Origin of the sequence: Bradyrhizobium sp. SZCCHNS3016 (assembly GCF_032484535.1) — a bacterium.
In the GTDB taxonomy this organism is placed as follows: Bacteria; Pseudomonadota; Alphaproteobacteria; order Rhizobiales; family Xanthobacteraceae; genus Bradyrhizobium.
In genome coordinates, this window is record NZ_JAUETE010000002.1 from 375237 (window position 1) to 399386 (window position 24150).

The 24150-nt window shown below is 67.1% G+C and carries 18 protein-coding genes; 11 read left to right on the forward strand and 7 right to left on the reverse strand.

Going from position 1 to position 24150, the window contains the following annotated elements; genetic code table 11:
* The first annotated feature begins 148 nt into the window (after nucleotides 1–148).
* From QW881_RS05975 to QW881_RS06010, 8 genes are all read left to right on the forward strand, one after another.
* Nucleotides 149–5431, forward strand: coding sequence for an AAA family ATPase (locus QW881_RS05975; RefSeq protein WP_316158360.1), 5283 nt, complete (start codon nucleotides 149–151; stop codon nucleotides 5429–5431).
* 32 nt (nucleotides 5432–5463) lie between these two features.
* The gene (locus QW881_RS05980; RefSeq protein WP_316158361.1) at nucleotides 5464–6939 is read left to right on the forward strand and encodes an SUMF1/EgtB/PvdO family nonheme iron enzyme; all 1476 of its coding nucleotides are present in this window, start codon (nucleotides 5464–5466) and stop codon (nucleotides 6937–6939) included.
* Nucleotides 6940–6948: 9 nt separating this feature from the next.
* Nucleotides 6949–7557, forward strand: coding sequence for a DUF4399 domain-containing protein (locus QW881_RS05985; RefSeq protein WP_316158362.1), 609 nt, complete (start codon nucleotides 6949–6951; stop codon nucleotides 7555–7557).
* A gap of 173 nt (nucleotides 7558–7730) precedes the next feature.
* Nucleotides 7731–7961, forward strand: a complete 231-nt coding sequence (locus QW881_RS05990) for a hypothetical protein (RefSeq protein WP_316158363.1) — start codon at nucleotides 7731–7733, stop codon at nucleotides 7959–7961.
* A 593-nt stretch (nucleotides 7962–8554) separates the two neighbouring features.
* Nucleotides 8555–8833 (forward strand): PepSY domain-containing protein, encoded by a 279-nt coding sequence (locus QW881_RS05995; RefSeq protein ID WP_315736410.1) that lies wholly within the window; start codon nucleotides 8555–8557, stop codon nucleotides 8831–8833.
* A 10-nt stretch (nucleotides 8834–8843) separates the two neighbouring features.
* Nucleotides 8844–9611 (forward strand): cytochrome b/b6 domain-containing protein, encoded by a 768-nt coding sequence (locus QW881_RS06000; RefSeq protein WP_316158368.1) that lies wholly within the window; start codon nucleotides 8844–8846, stop codon nucleotides 9609–9611.
* A 630-nt stretch (nucleotides 9612–10241) separates the two neighbouring features.
* Entirely contained in the window at nucleotides 10242–10583 is a 342-nt protein-coding gene (locus QW881_RS06005; protein WP_316158364.1) for a cupredoxin domain-containing protein, read from the forward strand.
* A gap of 102 nt (nucleotides 10584–10685) precedes the next feature.
* On the forward strand, nucleotides 10686–12545 hold the full coding sequence (locus tag QW881_RS06010) for an outer membrane beta-barrel protein (protein WP_316158365.1): 1860 nt from the start codon (nucleotides 10686–10688) through the stop codon (nucleotides 12543–12545).
* 273 nt (nucleotides 12546–12818) lie between these two features.
* On the opposite strand, the gene QW881_RS06015 is transcribed toward QW881_RS06010, so the two are convergent.
* The 7 genes from QW881_RS06015 to QW881_RS06045 all read right to left on the reverse strand — a co-directional run bounded on the left by QW881_RS06015 (nucleotide 12819) and on the right by QW881_RS06045 (nucleotide 21021).
* Complete coding sequence (locus QW881_RS06015) at nucleotides 12819–13607, reverse strand: TonB family protein (protein ID WP_316158366.1); 789 nt, start codon at nucleotides 13605–13607, stop codon at nucleotides 12819–12821.
* Between the two features lie 26 nt (nucleotides 13608–13633).
* The gene (exbD, locus tag QW881_RS06020) at nucleotides 13634–14083 is read right to left on the reverse strand and encodes a TonB system transport protein ExbD (protein ID WP_315736414.1); all 450 of its coding nucleotides are present in this window, start codon (nucleotides 14081–14083) and stop codon (nucleotides 13634–13636) included.
* A 3-nt stretch (nucleotides 14084–14086) separates the two neighbouring features.
* A complete protein-coding gene (gene exbB / locus QW881_RS06025) occupies nucleotides 14087–15130 on the reverse strand; it encodes a tonB-system energizer ExbB (RefSeq protein WP_316158367.1) in 1044 nt (347 codons plus the stop codon).
* A gap of 1049 nt (nucleotides 15131–16179) precedes the next feature.
* On the reverse strand, nucleotides 16180–16869 hold the full coding sequence (locus QW881_RS06030) for a Fe2+-dependent dioxygenase (RefSeq protein ID WP_315758759.1): 690 nt from the start codon (nucleotides 16867–16869) through the stop codon (nucleotides 16180–16182).
* A 43-nt stretch (nucleotides 16870–16912) separates the two neighbouring features.
* Complete coding sequence (locus tag QW881_RS06035) at nucleotides 16913–19444, reverse strand: TonB-dependent receptor (protein WP_315758758.1); 2532 nt, start codon at nucleotides 19442–19444, stop codon at nucleotides 16913–16915.
* 85 nt (nucleotides 19445–19529) lie between these two features.
* On the reverse strand, nucleotides 19530–19712 hold the full coding sequence (locus tag QW881_RS06040; protein ID WP_315758757.1) for a hypothetical protein: 183 nt from the start codon (nucleotides 19710–19712) through the stop codon (nucleotides 19530–19532).
* Nucleotides 19713–19902: 190 nt separating this feature from the next.
* Nucleotides 19903–21021 (reverse strand): ring-opening amidohydrolase, encoded by a 1119-nt coding sequence (locus QW881_RS06045; protein WP_315758756.1) that lies wholly within the window; start codon nucleotides 21019–21021, stop codon nucleotides 19903–19905.
* Nucleotides 21022–21139: 118 nt separating this feature from the next.
* On the opposite strand from QW881_RS06045, the gene QW881_RS06050 reads away from it, so the two are divergent.
* The 3 genes from QW881_RS06050 (at nucleotide 21140) to QW881_RS06060 (ending at nucleotide 24030) form a co-directional block, all read left to right on the forward strand.
* Nucleotides 21140–21943: an MBL fold metallo-hydrolase gene (locus tag QW881_RS06050; protein WP_315736419.1), complete on the forward strand. Its 804-nt coding sequence runs from the start codon at nucleotides 21140–21142 to the stop codon at nucleotides 21941–21943.
* Between the two features lie 126 nt (nucleotides 21944–22069).
* A complete protein-coding gene (locus QW881_RS06055; RefSeq protein WP_315758755.1) occupies nucleotides 22070–23770 on the forward strand; it encodes a hypothetical protein in 1701 nt (566 codons plus the stop codon).
* An 86-nt stretch (nucleotides 23771–23856) separates the two neighbouring features.
* On the forward strand, nucleotides 23857–24030 hold the full coding sequence (locus QW881_RS06060) for a hypothetical protein (RefSeq protein WP_315736421.1): 174 nt from the start codon (nucleotides 23857–23859) through the stop codon (nucleotides 24028–24030).
* The last annotated feature ends 120 nt before the right edge of the window (nucleotides 24031–24150 follow it).

Genomic DNA, 24150 nt, shown 5'->3' on the forward strand with positions numbered 1-24150 from the left:
GACGTTGCAGCGAGGCAAGCTTGTCCACTCTGAACCCACTCTCCGATCGCCCGGCGCACCGTGATCACGCGCAGGGCCATCCTTGTCGGTCAGCCTCTCGCCGCGCTCGTGCCGACGTCGCGGCCGACTTCAGAGAAGGATCTGCGCGATGAGCCAGCTGGTGAATGTGCGGCCCAACGAGGCCGGCGCGGGCGATCGCAAGGCGCAGAACAGTGCAGCCGATCACGGCATGCGGCTGCTTGGTGCTATCGGCGCCGCGGCCCTGGAGCCGCAGTCGCCGACCGACGCCTGGGCGTTCTCGACGAGCGAAGTGCTCGGCACGGGATCGGCCGTCGAGCCGTTGCAGGACGTGCTCGGCGGTCTGACCGAGATCATTCGTGCCGAGGGCTCCCCGGCGGAGCGGCAGCCGGATCATCCATTCGCCGACGATCACGGCTTCACGCTCGACCAGGAGGAGCTGGCGGGTCTGCCGGGCGTGGTGCTCAATACCTTCGACGTCGACGGCCCGGTGTGGCTCGCCGTCGAGGCGCTCGCCGCGACGGAGCCGCCCGCCATCGACGACGATCTCAAAACCTGGGTCGAGCCGTCGTCCGACCCCGACCGTCGTCCATCGCAGCACGAGAGCATCCTGGTCACGGTCGACGAGATCGAGAAGAACCGCCTCACCTTTGCCCGCCACGCACGGCCCGAGGATTTTTCGCCGGCCCCGGCGCTGGGCGCCTGGACCGGACGGCTGCGCCTGGAGCAGCGCCCTGACCTCGTGCAGCGGATCGAGCGCTATATCAGCGGGCCATGGACCGCCTGGGCCGACACCGAGCGCATGCGCCGCCGTACCATGGCGATCCACCAGCGGCTGCGCGATATGGCCGCCGCGACCCGCGCCGATCAGGCGATGGAGGTCCTGTGGGGCATCGCGCTGTCATCGTGGCGGCAGGGCGGGCGCGAATTCGAGTTGCCGCTGTTCGAGCGCGCGGTCGAGATCGAGATCATCGCGCGTCCGGATGCCGAGGTCAGGGTCCGGCCGCGCTTCGTCGGCGCAGCCGTCAATTTGAGGGCGCTGGATGCCGTGGCACCGGACGCGGCGCTTGCCGTGCGCGACAGGTCGGACCGCCTGGTCGAGGTGCTGGAGCAGCGCGCAGAGCTGTCGCCGTTCACGCCGATCGGCCTCGATCAGATCCTGAGCGCCGCAGGCGCGCAATCCGGTCACAAGACGTCGCGCAATTTCGCGTCTTCGGACGATGCGCCGGCCATGGAGGCCTCGGAGGCTGCGCTCACGTCGGGACGCTGGGTCATCTCCGCGCGGCGGCGGCCGGAGAGCCTCGCCCTGCGCGACATCGACCGTCTCAAGAACGCGATCGTGCATGCGCCGCAAAGCGAGTGCTGCCTGTCGGAAGCCGTTAGCGCGCTGCTGTCGCAGCCGGATGGACGAGGGCACGCCAGTTTACGCCGGCATCTGTCCAGCGTCGTCGGCGGCCCGATCGACCTTGCGCCTGCGCCCAAGCCTGCCGCCGTCGAGCAGGGAGATCTGTTCTTCCCGTTGCCGGCGGTCGTGGAGGATGTCGAAATCGTGCGCGAGCTGTCCCGGTCGGATGGCCTGATGGTCCAGTCCGTCGCACGGGACGATCGGATCACGGCGCTCGCCAACGTCGTCTGCCATCACCTCGCGCTCGGCTCGCGCGTCCTCGTCGTGTCCAGGGACGAGGCTGCACTTTCCCTGCTGCATCAGAAGCTGCCGCCGGCCATTCGCGAGCTGACCGTCAGCTCGACCGGCTCCGACAAGGACGTGCTCAGGAAGGCCGAAGCCCTGGCCGGCCGGCTGCAATCGATCCTGGACGCGACCAATCTGCGCGACCATGTCGGTCAGATCGGCCGGCTCGAGCGCGACATCATCTCGAAGCGCACGCAGATCGCATCGCTCGACGACGAGATCGCCGAGATCGTCGGGCGCAATCTGCGGCTCGCTGGCGGCTTGCCGGAGCTGCCGTTCGATCTGTTCGATGCGCTGATCGGCGAGCAGGCCATTCATGCCTGGTTCACCGACCGGCCGAAGCGCCTGCTCGCGGCTACGGACCCGCTCGTCGCGGCGGTCGACAAGGCGCGCGAAGCGCGGCTGCGGCTTGCCACTGATCTCAAGCACATCGATGACGAGTTGCCGGAGCTCGCGGCGCTTCCCGATACCGCCGCGATCCTGCGTCTGCACGCGGAGCTGCAGCACCAGGCAGGGCTGACGTCGGACGCAGGCCGCGACGAGGATCTCGCGCTCGACGCCATCGCGACCTTCGGGCTTGACGCAACCACCCGCCTGGCGGCCGACCTCGATGCGCTGGTAGCCGGCCATCGCGCCATCGCCGAGGAGACCTGGCTCGCGCGGCTATCGCCGCTCGGTGCCGCAAAGGCTGACGCTCCCGCAGGTCTCGACAAGGTCGTGGGTTGGGCGCGTGATGCCTCGTTCCAGCTGTCGCGGAGCGCCGAATTCGCGAGGCGCCAGGTGCAGGCGCCGGTCGAGGCGTTCACCAGGAAGGACGCGATCCGCGTGGTCGAGCGGCTTGCGGCCGGCGAGAAGCCGTTCGCGCGGTTCTCGCCCTCGCGCCGCGCGCTGAAGGCCGCCGTCGAAGCGATCACGGTGGACGGTGCCGCGCCGTCGAAGCCGGCGGACTGGCAATATGTCGGGCGCTTCCTGCTCTGGCGCCACGACCTGCATGCGTTGCGCGCGCGCTGGACGTCGATCGCGACGCAGATCGATGCACCCGCGCTTCAATTGGAATCGGCGCGGACGTTCGATGACCTCGAGCACATCGTCAAGAGCGTCGAGGCCGCCATCGTGACGGCCGCGCTTGCCGTCCGCAACGTGGCCGATGCCTGCTGCAAGCTGTCGATGCCGGACGGCGACGTCAGGGCGATGCTGGCGGATGCGCAGCGGCTGGTCGCGTTCGGCGCGGCGATCCGGACCGTCATGACGCGCGTATCGGGACCGCTGGTCGAGCTTGCTCGCCTGGGCGAATTGTTCGCCCGGGCGGGAGAGCTCGCCGGCTCCGTTCAGGATGACGTGCTGTCGCGGGTCGGTGACGCCGAGACGGAGCCCCTGGAGCTCGAAACGCGGTGGACAGGCATTCTCGCGACCATGGAGAAGATCCGCGAGGCCAGCGCGGACTACGAACTCGTCAGGACCGCCTGCCGGATGGCGACTGCAGCGGGCGCGCCGAGTCTGGCGCAGCGGCTGCGGTCCGCGCCGGCCGCGGGCGAGGCGAAGGATGCGGCGACGCTCGCGGAATGGGTGGCGGCCTGGAATTGGGCCGTGCTGATGCGGATCGAAAGTCCGGAGGAGCGGCAGCTGCTGCATGACCTCGCGGCTCAGCGCGCGCGGCTGGAGACGCGGTCGCTGGCCCTGTTCGAAGCGGTGATCGGCGCCCGCATGTCGCTGGGCATCGCGCAGAATGCGGGCGGCGCCGTCAGGCAAGCGGTGAAGCGGTTCAGGGACTCGATGCAGAAGATGGCGTCGGCCTGCTCCGGCCCGACCGCGCGCCGACTTCGGTTTGCCGCGCGCAGGTCTCTGGACGGCTGGCTCGAGGAGATTCCCTGTCACGTGATGCCGGCCTGGCGTGTCGCCGAGTTGCTGCCGGCCCGGATCGGCACCTTCGATCTTCTGGTCATCGACCACGCCTCCCGCTCCGATCTGCGCGAACTGACGGCGATGCTGCGGGCCCGCAAGGTTCTGATCAGCGACGAGCTTCACGACGACGGGGCCGTGGTCGAAGCCGGCCGCAACGATACTGTTGTCAAACGCACCGAGACGAACACGCTGCGCCGCGTTCCGCCGGCGCTGTGGCGGCTGCTGATGCCCGGTGCCTCGCTGCGCGATCTCGCCGAGATCCTCTTTCCCGATCGCATGATCGAGCTGCGTGCGCGCCCTGCCGGCGTCGGGGCAGCCTCGGTCCCAGCTCCGCTGCTGCCCGCTGATACGTCCAGGCCGGCCGATGCACCGGCCGCCGAGCTGCCGCGGCCGGCCCGCGCGCTGGCGCCGAAGCAGCGGCCGCAGCCACGGCAGGTCATCACGACGCACTCGCTCGAAGAGGAGATCGCCACCGTCGCGAAATATCTGTCGATGGCCCGCCGCTCGGGGACGGACATCGTCACGGCTGCCGCGGCCAAGCCCAGCGCGCCCGCGATACCGCAGCGGGCTGAGAGCCGCGCGGCTGCGCCCAAGCCCTCGCCGGAGGTTCGCGTTCTGCGCCGGCGTCCGCCGCGCGAGCCGGCCGCGGACATGGTGACGCCGGTTGTGACTCCGGCTCCGCCTGAGCTTCCGGCCGTCCCGCAGCCGGCCACGGCCGAGCAGACCCAACCGCGCGCGGCCGCCGTCACTGAAGCGCCGGTCATTGTCGCCGATCGGTTTGCGGTGCCGCAGCGCCCTGCCGAAAAGAAGGTGGTCACGGCGGAGATCGAGGCGGAGTCCACGAGCGCCGCGCCGGCAGAGCCCGTGAAGCCTGGCGTCGTTGCGATACCCGCTGCGGCAGCGGCTTCTGCCACCACTGAGCCCGCCGCCGCTGCTGCGGCTCCAGCCGCTGCTGCGCCGGCGACAGAGATCAAGATTCATCCCTCCCTCGTCGAGATGGCGTTCAAGTCGACGGAGAACGCCGCGGCACCACGCCGCCGTCTGCCGAGCCGGCGGGTGATGGCATTTGCCGCGGCCGGACTGCTGGCAGTCGTCGGTGCGGCGGTGTCCTGGGAGCGCGCGTCGGAATGGATCCAGCTGTCCCTGAGCGGTGCGACTGCAGCGTCGGCTCTGCCGAGCGAACCGGGCGCCCATAAGGTCAATGCGGAGCGGATCACGCCGGAGGCCAAGCCGGTGGTTGTCGCCGCGGCCGAGGAGCATGCCACGGTCGGCATGAGCGTGCCGGTTAGCACACCGGCGCGGGCGTTCCTCTACCATGAGGATCCGCAGGATCCGAAGGGCAAGCGTTATCCTGGCAAGGTCACCTGGTCGATCGAGCAAAGCAAGGGGCCGCGACTCGATGCGGCGCCGGCGATCAAGGGTGAGATCGAGATCGAGAACGGCACCAAGGCCACGATCTCGCTGCGGCGGAACGCCGACATGGAGATGCCGGCGAGCCACGTCATGGAGCTCAAGTTCGACTGGCCGGATCAGTCGGTGAGCGGCCTCAACAGCCTGAGGGGCATCGGCCTGAAGGGCGAGGAGGCCGAGCGCGGGACGGCGCTGGTGACCCAGACCGCCAGGGTGACACCGAAATACTTCATGGTCGCGCTGTCCGCCAATGAGGTCGATACCAAGCGCAACCTGATGCTTCTCAAGGGCAAGCAGTGGTTCGACATTCCGATCGTCTACGAGGGCGGCAACCGGGCGCTGCTGTCGATCGAGAAGGGATCCGACGGCGACCGCGTGTTCAAGGACGTGTTCGCCAGCTGGGGTCAGTGACGGGGTTGGCGGGCATCACGAGCGAGGACAGCATGAGCGAGAGTTCAGCGTTGCAATGGCTGCGGGCTCCCAAGCTTGCCGAGGATGCGCTGCCGGAGGATTCCCGCGCGGTGGCCTGCCGGCGCTGCGGCCGTACGGTGCAGGTCTCGCTCAGCCCGATGCGTCCGCCGAGCTTCCTGCGCGTCGAGGATCAGGTCGAGTGTCCCGAGGTGCAGGAGCGCTGGACCGGCAAGAGCGAAGGCGGGCTGCTGCTGATGATGTGCGGCGCGCTCGAGCAGTCGCTCGACGCCGAATGGGAGATCGCAGAGCCGGAGAGTGCAGCTCGACGAGAACCTGCACCTGTCTCTCCGGTGCGTCCGCGCCCGTCGCTCGCGCCGGCGGCGTCCCTTCCGGACAGATGGGACGACGGCGGCGACGATGATCAGGAGGAGACGGGTAAGGGCGGCCGGCTGAAGGCCTTGTTCGCACCGGCTGCAGGAGCTCGCAAGAAGCTGATCCGTGGAGCGCTCGGCGTCATGGTCCTCGGCATCGTCTTCCTCGGCGGCGTGCTGCTGCCGTTACGCGAGATCGGGCTGCTGATTCAGGCGCCGCCTGGGTCGGCCGGATCGTCGGGTTCGCAGCGGGAGGCGCAGTCTGCCGCGCCGCTGCCTTCGCCGCGCCGGATCCTGTTGGAAGCCGCCAGCACGCCCCAGGACGCCTCGCGATCGCCGTCCAGCGCCTTCATCGCGCCGCGCCAGGCGGCTCCGCCCCTCGAGGCGACGCTGGCGCGATCATCCGACACCGCAGCCATCTCGCGGCCCGCGCCGGCGTCGGAAGCCGAGTCGAAGCTGCGCGTGCCTGAGCTGGTCGCGATCGCCGGCGGCAGTTTTGCGATGGGTGGCGACGACGAGTCCGAGCAGCCGGCGCATCAGGTCAGCGTGCGGCCGTTCTCGCTCGGCAAGTATCCCGTCACGATCGGCGAGTGGAGGCAGTGTGTCGCGGCGGCAAGCTGCGCCGACATCGCGACCGGTGCGGATGATCGTCCGGTCACCAACCTGAGCTACGACGACACCCAGGCCTATCTCGGCTGGCTGTCGAAGGCGACCGGCAAGTCGTTCCGGCTGCCGACCGAGGCCGAATGGGAATACGCCGCGCGCGGCGGCCAGCGCACCCGCTATTGGTGGGGCGATCGCATGCGCCCGGGCATGGCCAGTTGCAAGGGCTGCAACGGCGCCGGCGAGGCCGAGACGGATCAGCCGCCGAAAATCGGCAGCGTCCAGGCCAATCCTTACGGCCTGTTCGACATGGGCGGCGGCGTCGGCCAGTGGGTCGCCGACAATTGGCACAAGAACTACAAGGGCGCGCCGGCGGACGGATCGGCCTGGCTCGAGGAGAGCAGCTATGCCCGCGTCATCCGCTCGGGATCGTGGAAGAACGGCGCCGCCGATGCGCGGGCCGGCAGCCGCGACCGCTATGACGGCCGCATCCGGCATCCGACCCTGGGTTTCCGCGTCGCGCTCTCACCATAGGGGATTTGCATGCTGCCGAGGTCTGCGCGACTCTGCCTCATCCTGACCGCATCGCTCGTGCTCGCGCCGTCATTGGCGCCGGCCAAGGGAACGAAGGCTGCGAAGGATGCCCGCGTCTATTTCATCTCTCCTGCGGACGGGGAGACGGTGACCGGGCCCTTCATCGCTCGCTTCGGACTGCGCAACATGGGCGTTACCCATGCGGGCGACGATTTCGCCGGCAGTGGCCATCATCATCTTCTGGTCGACGTCGACGAGACGATGCAGGCCGGCGAGGAGATTCCGCGTGACAAGAAACACGTTCATTACGCAGCGGGGGAGACGGAGGCGCGGATCGAATTGTCGCCCGGCAAGCACACGCTGCAGCTCGTGCTGGGCGACACCAGGCATCTCAACTTCGATCCGCCGGTGATCTCCGAGAAGATCATGATCACGGTGAGCAAGCCGAACGGAGGCGAGCAGGAGGCGCGCGCGACGCGTAGCGTCAGCGCCCGAAACAGACCGCAGATCCGATCCGTACCAGCCGAGCCGCCGGCCCAGCCCGAGCCGTCGCCGGAGATGACGAAGTCGCCCGAGAGCTCCGACTTCATCAGCCGCGTCTTCTCCGGGACGAAGTGACGATCTCTCCATTCCCGGTGGCCGGGCGCGTTGATGTGCGTCTGCTTACCCGCGACCGTGGGACGCAAGCTCGGTCGCTCCTTGTGGAACCATCGGCGAGGGCGGCGCTTGTCGCTCCATAGCGGCAAGGGCGATCCATCATCATCCTGCCTGCCGCAGCGATGGAATGAAGCATGTCGAAATTCGCGCCAAGGCTCGCGAGGCGCGCCGACGTCGCGCTCCGCAGCGGCGGCGAGAGCAAGGGCAGCTCACCCGGCCGTGGCCGCTCGTCCGGGCGCGATTCCATGGCAGATCCCGACGCGAGCTGGGACGTCGTTGCCGAGGCATCCGACGAGTCGTTTCCCTGCAGCGATCCGCCATCCTGGCCGGTGGTCCGTGTCGGCAAGGGCATCGCCCGCGCCTGAGATCAGGATCGCTTCTTCGGTATACCGCGGTTCGCACGCATGTGCGCTTGACGGCTGGTAGATGCGTGCGCAGACAGCCGCATTGTCACCGTCCGATACCGATATCGATCCGGTCCTGTGAACGATCGCAGCGCTCAGAATATTTTTTTCTGAGGCTTAAGGTCGCAGCCGTGTAGCTGTCTGTTCCTTTCTCGCCTCACCCTGGTCACAGCCGCAATCGGGCAGGAGTGTGGTCCCGCACGCATCGCCAGTGACGCCTTATGCGCGAGGAAGGCGCGTGCGCCTCGCGCCAGTGCTGCTACATCCTTGCGAATCAATATCAGTTGCAACGTACGGGGAACTACGCGCGTTGCCGATTCCGGAAAAGATCAGCAGCCTGCCGACACGGTTCGATCCTGACTGGAACGTATATGAGTTCGCATCTCAGCGACATTGCGGCCGGATGCGGATCGTTTCGAGCCGCGCATGCGTGTTCGAGGCCGTCCGCCGCGGAATGCGATGTCCAAGTTTCGTTGAAATCTCCCTCCCCTTTGTAGCCCGCGCATCGAGCGCTGTTGGCGCCGATGGCGCAGTCTTCGAGGAGGGATTTGATAATGAAGGTCATCAAGATAATGGTTGTGGCATTGGCGGCGGGTCTTGCGTCGGGCTCCGCTGCGCTCGCCGACGGCTACAAGGATTGCACCAAGCTCGACAAGGCGTCGTGGAAGACGACGGCCGAGGCCGAAGCGAAGGCGAAGGCTGCCGGCTACGAGGTCCGCCAGACCAAGATCGAGGGCACCTGCTACGAGGTCTACGGCGTCAAGGGCGGCAAGCTCTATGAGCTGTTTTACAGCCCCGAGGACCTCGCACTGAAGCATACGAAGGCGAAGTGATCTGATGGTCATGCGTGACGCAGGCCGGGCGCAGCGGAGCGTCTCCTCCGAGACGCCGGCGAACTCAAGTTCGGGGACCGTGGCGGTCTGGGATTTTCCGCTGCGCGTCTGGCACTGGTCGCTCGCGGCCTTCGTGCTCGTCGCCTGCGTCACGCCCAACACGTTCGACCGCCTGCATCGGCTGGCGGGCTACGCCGTCATCGGTCTGCTCGCCTTCAGGCTGATCTGGGGATTGATCGGCAGCCGCCATTCGCTGTTCGCGCGGATCAGCCTCAAGCTGCGGGCGGCGCCTCAATACATCGTGGGCATGCTGCGCGGAGAGACGGGACGCTATCTCGGGCTGAACCCGGCAGGCGCCGCGATGCTGGTCGTGATGCTCGCGCTTCTGATCGTCTCGACCATCAGCGGCGTCATGCAGGTCTCGGTCCGGTTCTTCGGCGTCGGCTGGATCGAACAGGCGCATGCGCTGTCGTCCAATGCCATCATCGCCCTGATCGCCGTGCATGTGCTCGGCACGGTGTGGATGAGCGTGCTGCAGCGGGAGAACCTGATGCGCGCGATGGTCACGGGACGCAAGCGCGTGCCCGGAATCGTGCGTGCGGCGGCGGCGCGCAGCGTCGCACGGCAGAACCCGGAGCCGATGGCGAACGAGGAGCACGTATCCGTCGTGCCCGATCTGCCGCCCCTGCGCGTGAATCCGACGCCGGGCGCCGCGAAGCCCGCACGCATGCCGCGGTCCCTCAGCATTCACGACAAGCGGCTGGGGGTCGGCAGGTGAGGCGGCGGGCATCGGTCGTGTGCGCTCGCCGCCGATATGGGCGGGCGGGCTCGCGTCTGATTTCATTTCTGGTGCGCGCAAGGCTTGTCCGCGCACGGCTCGAGCTGGATGGAGGCACACGCACATTTCGGTCCATGCCGCGCGGGACCAGCGCGGGCGCGTTCCTATGCGTGTATCTCGCTCGCAGTCGCCTCGACGAGCCGGCGCATGAGGATCATGCATGTGCTGCGCGCAGCGCGCGCGGTCGATCGTGAGTCTCGTGTGGTTCGCGGGGTGTGCGACGACGCTGCATGACCTGTCGTGTCTCATATCAGCACAGCAGCGATGCGAACCAAGGCGGTCATGCTGCTCTCGGCCGCAGAGACCGCTGATTTTCGTCGCTGTCATTCGGCGCCGCGCGTCGGCGATGCTCAAGCCGATGCATCTGCGCGGCGCCGCGACGCTACGCTACGCAACTAATAAAGTCGCGCGCATCGTCGCACACAACGATGTTGTCAAATTTGGACACGGTAAATTGCCGCATTCGGGACTTTATAGTCGTTCTATGAAGTGTCGGAGACTCGTCGAAACAGGCGAGCGTCGGGAAGCCGTCCGGCACATTCGGGTGAATTCGGGACAGGGACATACATCATGAATCTCTTTGGGAAGGTACAGGCAGCAGGAGCCGCCGCGCTGTTGATCGCGGCGCTCGCGCTTCCGGCGAGCGCGGCGGAGACCACGATCGAGATATCGGTCAAGGACAACAAGTTTCAGCCGGCGGAGATGAAGGCGCCGGCCGACACGCCGATCGTGTTCAAGGTCAAGAATCTGGATGGCGCGCCGGTCGAGTTCGAGAGCGAGCCCCTGGAGTTCGAGACGGTGATCAAGCCGAACATGGAAGGCGTCGTGAAGGTCAAGGCGCAGAAGCCGGGACGCTACGAATTCTTCGACGACTTCCATCAGGGCAACAAGGGCACGCTGATCATCGAGTGATCCGGCCTTCGGCCCCGCGGCGCCGTGATGCCGGAACGTGTCACGCCGCGGGGGGGGGGGGCGCGCTTCGCAGGTTGCCGAACTCGACGGAGACGAGGCTTTTTGGAACGGGCAGCACGAGAGACGGTCGCTTCCAGACGTGGCATCGGTCGCGACGTCTCATGGTGCCAGGAGGAGTCGGTTGCGATCACCGTGCTGCTCGTGACGCTGTTTGGAGCCGCGCCGTCCTACGGTCAGACCGTCGTTCCGGGGAGCCAGGTCAGAGCCTATGCAGATCCCGGGGCCGCCGAGGGTGGGCCGGTGGTGGTCGTGCCCAATCGTCGCCGCCAGCCGGCGCGGCCCGCGAATGGCAATGGACCGCTGGTCATTCCGCAGGTGATCGTTTCGCCTGGCGGCGTCGAGCCGGAGCCCAAGGCGGCAACGCAGGTGGATGGGGCTGCACCGCCGCGGCCGCGGTCTCCGATCGATGCCGGCGCGGGCGCGCTCCCTCAGGCCGCGCGCCGCGAGCCTGCGCCGCGTCTGGCTCCGGTTCGAAACGGCTTTTTCGGTGCTCCGTCCGCCGGCCTCCTGGTTGGCGGCTGCCTGTCGACGCCCGGCCGGCTGTCGACGACGAACGTCCCCAATCGCTGTCTGGATGCGCTGGCCTTCGCCGTCAGTCCGCCGCCGGCCACCCGTGGCGTGCTGCCGCGCAACCTGCCGCCAATTCCGCGACAGGATGCGCAGCCGATTCCGCCCGTTCTGGCCGATAAGCCGAAGATGCGGCTGCCGCCGGTGAACAAGGGGCAGAAGCCGCAGGAGCCGCCGGCGCAGCCGCCGATGATGGAGGAGGACCCCTATGAGCCCAAGGGCATCACGGTGGGAAACTTCATCCTGAAGCCTGCGTTCGAAATGTCGTCAGGCTTCGACAGCAATCCCGGCCGTGTGCCACAAGGCAAGGGCTCGGCGTTCGTCAGCGTTGCGCCGGTCCTGCTCGTGCGCTCTCAGTTCGAGCGGCATCTGCTCAACGCCGATGTGCGCGTCGGCTACATCGACTATGCGAAGCTCCGGCAGCTCAGCAGGCCTACCGTCGACGCCAAGGTGAATGGACGCTACGACATCACCGATACGTTTGCGCTCAACGGCGAGGGGCACGTTGCCGTCGATGCCGATGATCCCGGCACGCCGCGCTTCGCCGGCCGGTTCGCCAAGATTCCGCTGGCCTCCACCGTCGGCGGCTCCGTCGGCGTCACCAAGCGGTTCGAGGAGGTCGAGGTCTCGACCAAGGCCGCCATCGACCGCGTGGCGTTCCAGAACGCACCGCTCATCGACGGCCAGATCGTCAGCAATGCCGATCGCAACTTCGTCCAATACGGCTCGCAGAGCCGCATCACCTATAATCTGACGCCGGAGATCCGGCCCTTCGTCGACGTCGCCGTCGACCGCCGCGTTCACGACATCGCGGTCGATGCCGAAGGCTTCCGCCGCGACTCCACCGGTACGGCCGTCGAGGCCGGCGTGACCTTCAACTACGCCGACAAGCTGACCGGCGACGTCGCCGTCGGCTATCTGACGCGCCGCTATCAGGATCCGATGCTCAAGCCGGTCAACGGCTTCATTGCCGACGCCAATCTCACCTGGCAATTCGCCAAGGAGACGGCGATCGCGCTGGGGGCCAAGTCGCAGGTGGTGGAGATTACCGAGCCCGGCATCTCCGGCGTGCTCAAGCGCGATGTCACCGTCGGCGTCGAGCATCAGTTCGAGCCCTGGCTCATCGGTACGTTCCTCGCCGGCTATGGCGAGGACGCGTTCACCGGCACGACGCGGGTCGACAACCGCTATCTGGTCGAGCTCGGCATGCTCTACAAGTTCTCACGCCTGCTGCAGCTCAGGGCCAGCGTCCGGCGCGAGGAGACGCGCTCCAACTTCCGCGAAAACAATCTGTCGGCGACCGTGGTGCAGGTCGGCGCGCGGGTACAGTACTGATCGGCTGCCCGGCAGGCGCCCGCGCGGCATCTGCGGTCTTCTGAGCGCGTGCCTGGAGATCACGCCTGCTGTCGTGACGCGGCCACAGTCATTCCGGGGCAGGGCCGCAGGCCTGGAAGCTGGAGTTTCGCGCCGGCTTCGCCATGTAGTATTAGCCACCCAGCGACGGGTGGACGCGCGGCGGGAGTGGCTGGCTCCAGTCTCCAAAACGAAATGCAGCGCCCACGAGGTGAGCGCTGCCAAGTCCGGATCTGCGCGTCAGTTCGGCCACGACTACTTCTTCTGATTGAAGTTCACGTCGAGGCTGAAGCTGAACTGATCGTCCGTCAGTCCGGACGGCGGCGCGGGCACCGGGTCGGAGCGGCGGATCATCGCAAGCGCGGCATCGTCGAACATCGAGTCGCCGCACGACTGCATGACGGACGCAGACACCACCTTGCCGGCCCGGCTCAGCACCAGCGCGACCTTGACCGTGCCATTGTGCTTCTTGCCTTCCGGATAGCGCTTGTGCAGCTCGAAATAGGCGCTGATCTTGCGGCCCCAATCGTTGGTCAGCTTCTGCTTGTCCTTGCCCATTCCCGGATTGGGGGCCTTGGCCGTCTCCGCCGGCGGCGCGGCCTCGTCCAGCGCCTTGCGGGCCGATTCTTCCTGCGCGGCAGACGCGACCGATGCCTCGGCCTGCTGGGTCGCCTGCTGCTGTTCCTCCTTCTCCGGCTTCTTGGGGTCGTTCTGCGTGACGACCCGATCGGCCTCTTCCTCGGTCTCGGTCGGCTTGTCCTTGACGGCGTCGGACTCCTTGACTTCGGCGGTCTGCTGCATCTGCTCCGGCGCAGCTTCGGCCGCGTCGCTGTCGGGACCCGGCGGAAGATCGTTGTCCTCGACCTGGGGCGAGGCCATCTCGAGCGCGAATTCGGCGCCGGCGGCGCCGAGGCCACCTTCCGCATCATTGCCGCTGAGATGGACGACCGCGAGCGCGGCGCCGCCACCGTGCAACATCACGGCGCCAATCGCGGCTGAGATCCACAAGCGGCGCGACGCTCCTTGATACTTGTGTTCGACCATTCTTCACTTCCGTCGTTTCACTGGTTTCAATGTGCAGCCTGGGCGGCGGCCTGTGAGACGCCTTCGACAGTCACGAGCTTGATCTTCGGATAGCCGCCGGTCCGCAGCAGCTCCATCACGTCCATCAGCTCGCCATAGGCCACGCCCCGGTCGGCGCGCAGGAAGATGAACTTGTCCTTGGCGGCCTCGGGAATGTGCTCGAGCGTGCTGACCAGGCTCGCCCGCTTCACCTGCTCCTCGCCGACGAACAGCGTCAGATCCGGCTTGATGCTGACATAGATCGGCTTGTCCGGCTTCTTCTGCGGCGTGGCGGTCGAGGTCGGAAGATCGACCGGCACGTCGACCGTGGAGAGCGGTGCCGCGACCATGAAGATGATCAGCAGCACCAGGATCACGTCGATGAACGGGGTGACGTTGATGTCGCTGGTCTCGCCGAGATCGTCGTCACCATCACCTTCAGACAGAGAAACGGCCATGACCTACTCCGCTGCGAGCGCCATCGGAGGCGCGGAGTGGACGTGGATCGGCTCGAAGCGCTCGCCGTGATGGCTGTGGCCGCGGTCGAGATCGCGCGACAGCATGCGGGCGGTGGCGCCGGAGGACCGGTTGACGAGCTCCATGTAGCCCTTCGTCACCCGCGTGAAGTGATTGTAGATGATCACGGCCGGGATCGCGGCGACGAGGCCGATGGCGGTCGCGAGCAGCGCCTCGGCGATGCCGGGCGCGACCACGGCGAGGTTCGTGGTCTGCGACTTCGAGATGCCGATGAAGCTGTTCATGATGCCCCAGACCGTGCCGAACAGGCCGACGAAGGGCGAGATCGAGCCGATCGTGGCGAGCAGGCCCATGCCGGTCCGGCAACGCCGGCCTTCGGCACGCACGATCTCGGAGAAACTCGACGCCGCGCGCTCGTTGACGCCGTGAGACGGCAGTTCGGACGACATCCTGATCTCGTGCATGGCGGCATCGATCAGTGCTGTCAGCACGTTCTGGCGTGATCCCAGCGCGAGCTTGGCTTCCGACAGCCAGCGTACGTCGTCGACCTTGCGCAGCGCGCTGCTCAGCTTCCGGCGCAGGATGGAGAACTCGATGGTCTTGGCGATGAAGACGGTCCAGGTCGCAAGCGAGGCGAGCGCCAGCCCCATCATCACCGATTTCACGAGAATGTCGGCGGCCAGGAACATCGACCATGGCGACAGATCGTGCGGCACGTGTGATGCCGCCTGCGCACCGCCTTGTGCCGCACCCTGGGCCGGCTTCTCTGCCTGGTCCTTCGCTTTGTCGCCCGCTGCCGTGTCCGTGACGGCTTCGGTCGCGCTCGACGGCTGCGTGTCGTTCGTTGCGGCGGCCGGTGCCTGGTTCGTTGCACCAGCTTGCGGCGTGGTCGCGGCCGGAGCTGGCGAAGGCGCGGCCGTCGTCGCGACGCCGCTGGTCGTCGGAACCGCTGCCGTGGGAGCAGGCGCTGCCGCCTGCGGCGCGGGCTGGGCAACAGCGGGGGCCGTCTGCGCCTGTCCGATGGTCACTGGCTTCGGCGCCGCGCTCTGAGCTGCGTGCGCAACGGGAGCCGGCCCACTGGCCGCGGCGGCGTTGACGGGCGCAACGGCAGGCGCCTGCGTGGCGGCCGCTGTCGCCGGAGGCTGAACGGATTTCGCTCCGGTCGCATTCGCCGGATTTGGTGCTGTGGTCTGCGGGGCGGTTGCAGCCTGGCCAGGTCTCGGCGATGTGGCCGGCTGCTCGGCATGCGCCATGGCGCCGGCCGAAACGGCTGCGATCACCGCTCCTACATGAAGAACGATCCTGAACATGTTGCTGCATACCCCTTGGTAGTTATCTTCTCTGTAATGTCTCTAGTCGTAACCCGGCTGTTTTGAGACGGCGCGTTGACTCAAAGCGGGAACATCAATGTCGGCCGTCACTCCGGTGAGTGCGATGCCAAATGAAAAATCGAATCGTGCGGCCAGTTCATCGGCCGTCGATGCCGCACATGACGTCCTAACTCCCTGAAAGTCCTGATGCGAGACGGAGCTAGCCGTGCATGACGCCGCTGATGCGGCCGCGCGTCACGCAATTGCCTCCGTTCGGTCTTCCATCGATTCTAATTAGTCGGAACCGCCGTGATGATCCTGTTCGGTTGGCACGAGGGCATGCCGCGCGGCTTTCGGGACGGGATGCCGTCCGAAAGGAGCTTGAGGGCGTCGATGTCCGAATCAGAATGCCGATGAGATCGGCGTCGTTCAAGAAACACGCACCGCGCGCCCCTGATCACGTCGTGATCAACGGCCATCGCGGTCGTGATGGGGGCTGAAGTTCGCGAAGCGCACGCGCTCACCGCCACGGAAAATCGCAGAGCTCGCCAACGACGCTCCGCCAGCGGTCAAAGACATGAATCGACAGCTCCGAGAAACGGACCAGCCGACTGCATGTGAGCTCGGATGGCGGTCTATCGCGAGCGCTGGGGAAAGCGCCTGAACGATGGGATCATCACCAAAACGAATGAGCCGGGCTGCATCGCGTGCAACCCGGCTCGTAAACGATCGAACTCAACCAGATCGTTGCGACCGAAGGAGAACCTCTAGTTCTCGGCCCAGTAGCGGATCAGGTTGTGATAGAGGCCGGTCAGCCGCACCATCTCCGGATCGTCGCGCCCCATCCGCTGCGACAATCCCTGGATCGTCGTATCGAGATCGAAGATCATGCTGCGCGCGAGGGGATCGCGGATCATGCTCTGCAGCCAGAAGAACGAGGCGACGCGGACGCCGCGCGTCACCGGGGTGACCATGTGCAGGCTCGAGGAGGGATACAGCACGAGGTCGCCGGCCGGCAGCTTCACCTCGTGCGAGCCGTAGAGATCCTCGATCACCAGCTCGCCGCCGTCGTAATCCTCCGGCTCGGAGAGAAACAGCGTGACCGAGAGGTCGGTGCGGATGCGCAGGCCCGTGAGCTTGTCGCCGCGCACGGCGTTGTCGACGTGGATGCCGAAATGATGACCCGACTCCGCGCTGTAGCGGTTGAACAGCGGCGGGAAGATCTGCTGCGGGATGGCGGCGGCGAGAAAGCGCGGATTGGCGGTCATCGCCGAAATGATGCGGTGGCCGAGCTTGCGCGCCACCTCGCTGTCGGGCGGCAACTGCTCGTTGCGCTTGACCATGGCGGACTGGGCGCCGGCCGTCGAGCGGCCGTCCTCCCAGTCGCTGGAGTCCATGATGCGGCGAAACTCCGCCACATCGTCTTTGCTCAGAATTCCGGGGACACAGATCAGCATGAACTCATCACTTGATGTGTGCCCCCGGCTGGGTGGTCTGCGATCAGAACCGTCCGGACAGGACGATCGATGCGCTTCGTCCCGGACCGACGAGCACGAACGGCGTGGCACTCTGATAGAGAGCGTCGTAGTAGAGCTTGTCGAAGATGTTGGCAACAAACACCTTCGCCGTCCAGTTCTTGTCGAGCTTGGCTTCCGCGAACGCATCGAAACGCCAGTAGCTCGGCAACTCCGTGCCCTGGTTCGCCGCCAGCCAAGTGCCGCCGAAGATCTTCGAGCGGTACACCGCCTGGCCGCCGATCTCCCAGGTGTCGTTGATCTGGTACTTCGTCAGCAGGCTGAACGACTGGTGCGCGGTGTTGGCGAGCTGCAGGCCGACATTGCTGGTGAACAGCGCGGTGTTGGCTGGCGGGATGTTCGACTTCGTCACCTCCGACTGCATCAGCACGATGCCGCCGAAGATGCTCCATTTGTCGGTCAGCTTGCCGCCGGCCTGCAGGTCGATGCCGCGGATGCGGTAGGCGGCACCGGCCGAGAGACACGGCACGGAGCCGATGGTGCCTGCCGGATACGGGCAGTCCGCGGTGGCCTGCGCGGCGCTGGTGATGTTGCGCGACTCGCGGGCATTCTCCTTCTCGGTCTGGAACAGCGCTCCCGTGACCAGCAGGCGACCGTCGAGCAGCTCCCATTTGGTGCCGATCTCGATCGAGGTGTTCTTCTCGGGCCCGAAGATCTGGTTTGCGCCGCCATTGGTGACCGCCGACAGGCCGCCATATTGCGGGCTGAGGCCGTCGAACTCCGCGCCGACCGGATTCGACGAGGTGGCGTAGGCCGCATAGAAGCTGGCGTAGGGCACCGGCTTCAATGTCATGCCGACGTTGAAGTTCGGCATGCCGCTGGAGGCCGCCGTCGAGCCCGGCGTGTTGGCGACGCCGTTGACGGTGCCGAAGCCGTCGACCCGGACGTCGTATTTGTCATAGCGCACGCCGCCGTTGAGGATGACGAGATCGCGGTAGTTGACGCTGTCGAGAGCGTAGACGCTCGCCGAGTCGATCTTCACGTTGGTCGGGAATTGCCCCAGCGACGGAATGCCGAACGGCAGGTTCGTGAACTGCGGGTTGAACACGCTCACGCCCGAGAGCGAACCGCTGCCCGCGAACGCCAGGCCCTGCTGCTCGGAGGTCAGGCCGGTGTAGCTGTTGATGCGCGCCTTTTCCTGCGAGACCTCGAGGCCGGCGAGCACGGTGTGCCTGAAGTTGCCGGTGTCGAACTTGTAGGTCGCCTCGAGCTGGTTGGCGAGCACGTCCGTCTGCTGGAAGCGGCTCTGCGGGTTGGCCCTGATGAGCGCGCCGGACGGCGGATTGATGTTGGTCGGGCCTTCCGGCAGCGTGCCGATGTAGTTCAAGGTCGAGCGCGACACCCGGACCTTGTCGGAGATCGTCAGGTCGGGAGTGACCTTCACCTCGGCATTGAACGAGCCGATGTCCTGTCCGACACGCGAGAAGTCGCGGTTGACGAAGCCGTACCAGGCGTTGCGCGGCGAGCCGACCTCGGGGAATGGCGCGCCGGCGGTGAGCGTGCTCGGCCGATAATACGGCACGCCGAAGTCCGGACGGCCGGTCACCTCGTTGTGGATGTAGTTGGCGGACAGGGTGACGGTGTCCAGCGGCGTCCACTTGGTGGCGATGAAGCCGCCGTTGCGGTTGTCGGTGACGTAGTCGCGGCCGGCAACGCCGGCATCCTGGAACAGGCCGCCGACGCGGGCAGCGAAGGTCGGCGTGATCTTCTGGTTGACGTCGATCACCACGCGCTTGGTCCTGTCGGTGCCGAGCGTGGTGTCCATGTTGTAGAAGCTGTTCTCGGTCGTGGCCTGCTTGGTCACGATGTTGATCGCGCCGCCGGTGGTGCCGCGGCCGGCGAAGGACGACGCCGGGCCGCGCAGGATCTCGACCTGCTCGGTGAAGAAGTTCTCGCGCACGGAGACGCCGGCGTCACGCACGCCGTCGATGAAGACGTCGTTGCGGGCGTCGAAGCCGCGGATGAAGAAGCGGTCGCCGAACGCGTTGCCGCCTTCGCCGGTGCCGAGCGTCACGCCGGCGGTTGAGAGCACGGCGGATTTGAGGCTGGTGGAGTTCTTGTCCGCCAGGATCTCCTTGCTCAGGACGGTGACGGTCTTGGGCGTGTTGAGCAGCTTCTCCGGAAACTTGCCGGAGGCCTGCAGCCGCTCGCCCTTGTAGTCGGAAGCGGGGCTGGAATAGGGGTTGCGGTCGGGCGGCAGATTGCTCTTCGGCGCCGCGGCCTGCTGCTGCTGTTGCTGGCGGGCGGCGCGGCGCATTGCGTCGCGGGCGCGGACCTGGTCCGCGGTCGGGCGCGAGGCGGCCGGCTTGGGGCGCGCCACCGGGGCTTCGACGTTGACGGACGGCAGCGGCGCCTGCTGGGCTTCGGCACTGGAGAACGAGGCAACCGCGATCAGGCTCGCGACCGCCGAGACTTTCACACCGGAAATCTCGGGAGATGGATCCCACTCGTGCCCGCGTGCCCCTCGCAAGCTCCTTGGAAAGATTGCCTTACCCATACTCGACCACCCCATTCGTTACGCAAAACTTTGACTTGGGTTCGTTGAACGCCCGCAACGGGCGCGTGCCTGTTGCGAATGCAAGTCAAGAAGCGAGGGAAAGCGGTCCAAAGCTGGTTCCGCTGGTGGCCGGAATACGAAAAGTTTCCATCCATTTCTGAAAATGAGACTTGTTCGCAATGTGTCGCCCGGCGGCAACAGTTGAAACCTCCTGGTTGAGCTGATCTCCATCATTCAATTGCTGATGGGAGAGTTGGTGGTCTTTCACGTCGTCTCGCGAGGTGAATCGTGCGCTTGACGATCACTTCGGTCGATCTTCGGTTCGAGCTGCTCCCCGCCGCGTCGCGAGATGCGGCGGGAATCTGGCGAATCTGTTTCCCGATCGGGACGCGTATGCGGCTCAGAACTTCGCCGTGGTGATCAGGTAGAACGCGTGGCCCGGGATTTCGACCGTGAGATCAGCGGCGCTCGGCGATGATCGCGACCGGCCCGCCGCCGTCGGGGCCCTGATGCTCGGCGCCGCCCGAGACGAACAGGTCGGTGAAGCCGAACAGCCCGGCCAGCGCGCCGCCGACGAAGGCGCGGGCGTGGCGGGTCGAAGAGACGTCGCTGTCGTCGAGCATGGTATGCCGCTGGCCGCGCAGCCGGCCGCTCTGCGCCGCCTCCGCCTTGGCGAGCACCGCGGCGATGCGGCTGCGATCGGCGGCCGGCACCTGGCCCGGCACGTTCAGGCCGAGCCGGGCGAGCGCCTGCCGCGCCGGCTCGATGTCGATGGCATCGCCCATGACCGCATGATCGATCGCCAGCGGCCCGCTCCACTTGGCCGACATGCCGGCGACCATGATCTCGTGGTCGAGCAGCTCGACGCCGCCCGATGTCGCCGCGCGCTCGCTGTAGCGCGAGACATCCGTGCAGATCGTCGCATCGGACAGATCGGCAGCGGCGAGCTCGCCGAGCGCGACGGCGACACCCAGCGCCGAGGCGCCGCGGGAAAAGCCCATCGACTTCAGCGTATCGCGCACGGCGGTGCGCTCTCCCCGCGCCTCCACCGCCTCGATCCGCTCCATCGTCAGCAGCGGGCATTTCACCTGGACGTAATGGACGTCGGCGGGATCGCTGATGCCGGCGTCAGCCATCGCCGCGCGCACGCCGGCCGCGACCTGCTCGACCTGCTGCATCCGGCCGAGATGCTCGCCCGCCAGCACCGGCGTTCGCGCGCGCCCGAGCGCCAGCGATGCCGGGAAAGCGCGCGGCGCCGCGGCGTCGCCACCGTCGCGTGCCTCGAACACGATCATGTGCGGCGACAGCGCGCCTTCGGTGCCGCCGGACATCACCATCGCGATCTGCCGCACGGCGTCGGCTGCGAGATATCGGCCGAGCAGCGTCTCCAGCGAGCGCACGGCGAAGGCGCGGGTGAAGTCGTTGACGCAGCCATTGCCTTCGGTCTTGCCGAGAATGGCGACGATGCCGGCGGGATCGATGGCGCCTTGCGCGATTCCGGCCTCGAGCGCGCCGACATCGTCCGGGCTGCGCATCGGCAGGCGGTGAACGTAGGCGCGGCGCAGCGTGGTCGGCATGTCGAGAACTCCTGTCGGGCGTCCGGCGACACTAGGCAATCACGAAGCCGCGCGCGACGGTGTTCCGGGATGGTCCGCGTGCTATCCTCCGCAATCCCATCTCGACGACCGGTGATCCATGCCTCTCTGGACCTGCTTTCAATGCGGCGCGCAGTTTCCCGATACGAAGGCGCCGCCCGGCCATTGCGTCGTCTGCGAGGACGAGCGGCAATATGTGAACTGGAAGGGACAGAGCTTCCTCAGCCGCGACGACCTTGCTGGCCGGCATCAGGTCATCTGGCGCGAGGATGACGGCCTGACCGGCCTCGCTTTGGATCCCAGCTTTGCGATCGGCCAGCGCGCGCTGCTCGTTCCCGAGCCGGACGGCTGCGTGATGTGGGACTGCATTCCCTTGGCGACGGAGGCAGCCATTGCCCGCGTCCGCTCATTGGGCGGTCTGAAGGCCATCGCGGTGTCGCATCCGCACTACTATGGCGCGGTCGCCGATTGGAGCGAGGCATTCGGCAACGCGCCGGTCTATCTCCATGGCGACGACCGCGCCTTCGTCACCCGGCCGCATCCGGCCATCGTGCCATGGACGGGCGATCGCCTCGCCATCTCGGATGACGTCGTGCTGCTGCGGACCGGCGGGCATTTCGCCGGCGCCACCATCCTGCATTGGCGCAAAGGTGCCGGTGGCAAGGGCGCGCTGTTGACCGGTGACATCGCGATGGTGGCGATGGATCGCCGCCACGTCAGCTTCATGTACTCCTATCCGAACTACATCCCGCTCGGCGCCGCCGCCGTGCGCCGCATCGCCGATGCGGTCGCGCCGCTCGCCTTCGACCGCATCTACGGCGCGTGGTGGCAGAAGAACATCGGCGACGATGCGAAGGCGGCGTTCGATCGCTCGGTGCGGCGTTATCTCCAGGCGATCGCCTGAGCCGCTGGTTCCACGAACCCCCGTAAAGTAACGGGGCATTAGGCACAACCATAAGGTTGTATTTGATCGTCTTGCAGTCTTTGGTCGGATGGTATCGAAGTATCCCGGGCGGAGTGGGGTACCTCAATGCGTTCGCAATCATGCTCGTCGGTGACCGGCGCCATCGCGCCGGCCGGCCTCATCCTGCATTCAGATACTCTCCCGGGCTTGCACGATCCGGCGTTCGCGTCCACCGCCAGCCACATGCAGCGGCTCTGGGCCGTGCTGGCGCTCGTGCTCGCCATCGTGCTCGCGCTGCCGTTCCTGCTGGTCGATGTGCCGCCGGTGCTCGACTATCCGAACCACCTCGCGCGCCTGTTCGTGCTGGCGCATCCCGACGATCCCGTGCTGTCGCAGATGTACGCGCCGAACTGGCACATCCTGCCCAATCTCGGCATGGATGTGATCGGCGTGGCGCTGCTGCGCTTCACCGACGTTCATGTCGGCGGCCGCATCCTGCTCGCGCTCAGCCTGTTCGCGCCGCTCTTTGGCGTGATCGCCTATCACCGCGCGGTGTTCGGCCGCTTGTCGCTGTGGCCGCTGGCGGCCGGCATCATCGCCTACGACGGCGTCTTCCTGCTCGGCTTCATGAATTTCCAGCTCTCGCTTGGTCTCGCGCTCGGCGGCGCCGCCGGCTGGGTGGCGCTGCGCCGTCGCGGCTGGCTGCCCGCGATCGCGTGGGGGGCCATCGCCGCGGCGGCCGCCTTCCTCTGCCACATCTTCGGCCTGCTGTTCTTCGCGGTCCTGATCGGCGCTGGAGAGGCCGATCGGCTGTGGCGGCTGCGCCGGTCGCCCGGCCTTGCACGGGAGCTGGTGGTCGTCGCCTGCGCGCTCGGCATCACGCTCAGCCCGGCCGTGCTGCTCTACGGGCTCTGTCCGCTGGGTGAGGGCGGGCTGCAACTCGGCGCCTGGATCGGACCGCCGAAGCTGTGGCGCATCATGACGCCGTTCCTGACCACCAGTGCCGAGCTGACGGTCATCACGACCGTCGCGGTGCTGTCGGTGTTGATCCTCGTCCGGCGCCAGATCGTCGTCGCGCCGGGCATTCCGCTGGCGCTGGCGGCGCTGTTCGTCGCCTTCGTCGCGGCGCCATGGAGCGCGCTGGGCGGAACGTTCATCGATATGCGCTTTGCCGCGATGTGCGGCCTGCTGCTGTTCGCCGGCCTGCAGCCGGTCGTGCCCGGCAGGAAGGCGGCGCTCGTCGGCATCGTCCTCGCGGCCCTGACGCTGATTCGGACCGCGGATATCGCATCGGCATGGATCGATCACAGGGTCGACCTCGCCGAACTGCGCGCGGCGATCGCGCATGTGCAGCCCGGCGCGCGCGTCATCGCCGCGCATGGCCATGAGCAGCCCGTCTCCAGCCGGCGCGAGCGGATCCTGCCTGGATTCCGCTATGTCGATTCCCATATGGCGGCGCTGCTCGTGATCGAGCGACGGGCGTTCTGGCCGCTGATGTTCGCCCATCCGAGCCAGCAGCCCGTGGCGGTCCGTCCCTCTTTCGCGCGCCTTGCGCAGCCGCTGGCCGAGCCCGCCGCGTGGCGCTGGCTGCAGCCGGACACGCCGTCCGCCGACGTGTTGCAGCTCGCGCGCTATCTGGCCGGCTGGCGGTCGCACTTCGATGCCGTTCTGCTGCTCGACCCGCCGCTCCCTGAGCAGCCGGTCGCCGGCCTCACACCGCTCTATCTCGGCAGCTACATCCAACTGTTCCGCGTCGGGCAGGGCGGCACCGGCAGCACGGCGGTGCAGAAGCCTGAGCCTGCTCCGCGGACGGCCTCACCGTCCTGAGGCCGGAGAGCGCCGGCTGGGCGCTCGCCAAGCTCGCTTCCGGCATCCCCGTCTTCGGATGGGGCTTTGCCGCCGTGCAGGGACCGATGCAGGAAGCGGCCGACGAGGCCGCGCGCGCCGTCGCCGGCCAGATCGATCCGGCGACGCTGCAGCCCAACTTCGGCACCGAGCAGGGCGCGATCTGGGTCATGCTCGGCGTCGCCACCGTGAACGTCATCCTCGGCGTCTGGCGGCCGCGGTTCACGAACCTGCCGGATTGAACCAGGCATTCGTCGGACTGCGCTTCCCGAGCCTCCGCCTTCTGCGCCGGCCCCGCCGTGCGCTCCCCTCCCCGCAAGGGGAAGGGGAGCGCACCGCCCCTGCTCGAGGGAGGCGCTTGC

What these genes read in the sequence shown, in the direction of transcription:
- QW881_RS05975 (WP_316158360.1), top strand. Translation starts at nt 149, where the DNA reads ATGAGCCAGCTGGTGAATGTGCGGCCCAACGAGGCCGGCGCGGGCGAT.
- QW881_RS05980 (WP_316158361.1), top strand. Translation starts at nt 5,464, where the DNA reads ATGAGCGAGAGTTCAGCGTTGCAATGGCTGCGGGCTCCCAAGCTTGCC.
- QW881_RS05985 (WP_316158362.1), top strand. Translation starts at nt 6,949, where the DNA reads ATGCTGCCGAGGTCTGCGCGACTCTGCCTCATCCTGACCGCATCGCTC.
- QW881_RS05990 (WP_316158363.1), top strand. Translation starts at nt 7,731, where the DNA reads ATGTCGAAATTCGCGCCAAGGCTCGCGAGGCGCGCCGACGTCGCGCTC.
- QW881_RS05995 (WP_315736410.1), top strand. Translation starts at nt 8,555, where the DNA reads ATGAAGGTCATCAAGATAATGGTTGTGGCATTGGCGGCGGGTCTTGCG.
- QW881_RS06000 (WP_316158368.1), top strand. Translation starts at nt 8,844, where the DNA reads ATGCGTGACGCAGGCCGGGCGCAGCGGAGCGTCTCCTCCGAGACGCCG.
- QW881_RS06005 (WP_316158364.1), top strand. Translation starts at nt 10,242, where the DNA reads ATGAATCTCTTTGGGAAGGTACAGGCAGCAGGAGCCGCCGCGCTGTTG.
- QW881_RS06015 (WP_316158366.1), bottom strand. Translation starts at nt 13,607, where the DNA reads ATGGTCGAACACAAGTATCAAGGAGCGTCGCGCCGCTTGTGGATCTCA.
- exbD (WP_315736414.1), bottom strand. Translation starts at nt 14,083, where the DNA reads ATGGCCGTTTCTCTGTCTGAAGGTGATGGTGACGACGATCTCGGCGAG.
- QW881_RS06030 (WP_315758759.1), bottom strand. Translation starts at nt 16,869, where the DNA reads ATGCTGATCTGTGTCCCCGGAATTCTGAGCAAAGACGATGTGGCGGAG.
- QW881_RS06035 (WP_315758758.1), bottom strand. Translation starts at nt 19,444, where the DNA reads ATGGGTAAGGCAATCTTTCCAAGGAGCTTGCGAGGGGCACGCGGGCAC.
- QW881_RS06045 (WP_315758756.1), bottom strand. Translation starts at nt 21,021, where the DNA reads ATGCCGACCACGCTGCGCCGCGCCTACGTTCACCGCCTGCCGATGCGC.
- QW881_RS06050 (WP_315736419.1), top strand. Translation starts at nt 21,140, where the DNA reads ATGCCTCTCTGGACCTGCTTTCAATGCGGCGCGCAGTTTCCCGATACG.
- QW881_RS06055 (WP_315758755.1), top strand. Translation starts at nt 22,070, where the DNA reads ATGCGTTCGCAATCATGCTCGTCGGTGACCGGCGCCATCGCGCCGGCC.
- QW881_RS06060 (WP_315736421.1), top strand. Translation starts at nt 23,857, where the DNA reads ATGCAGGAAGCGGCCGACGAGGCCGCGCGCGCCGTCGCCGGCCAGATC.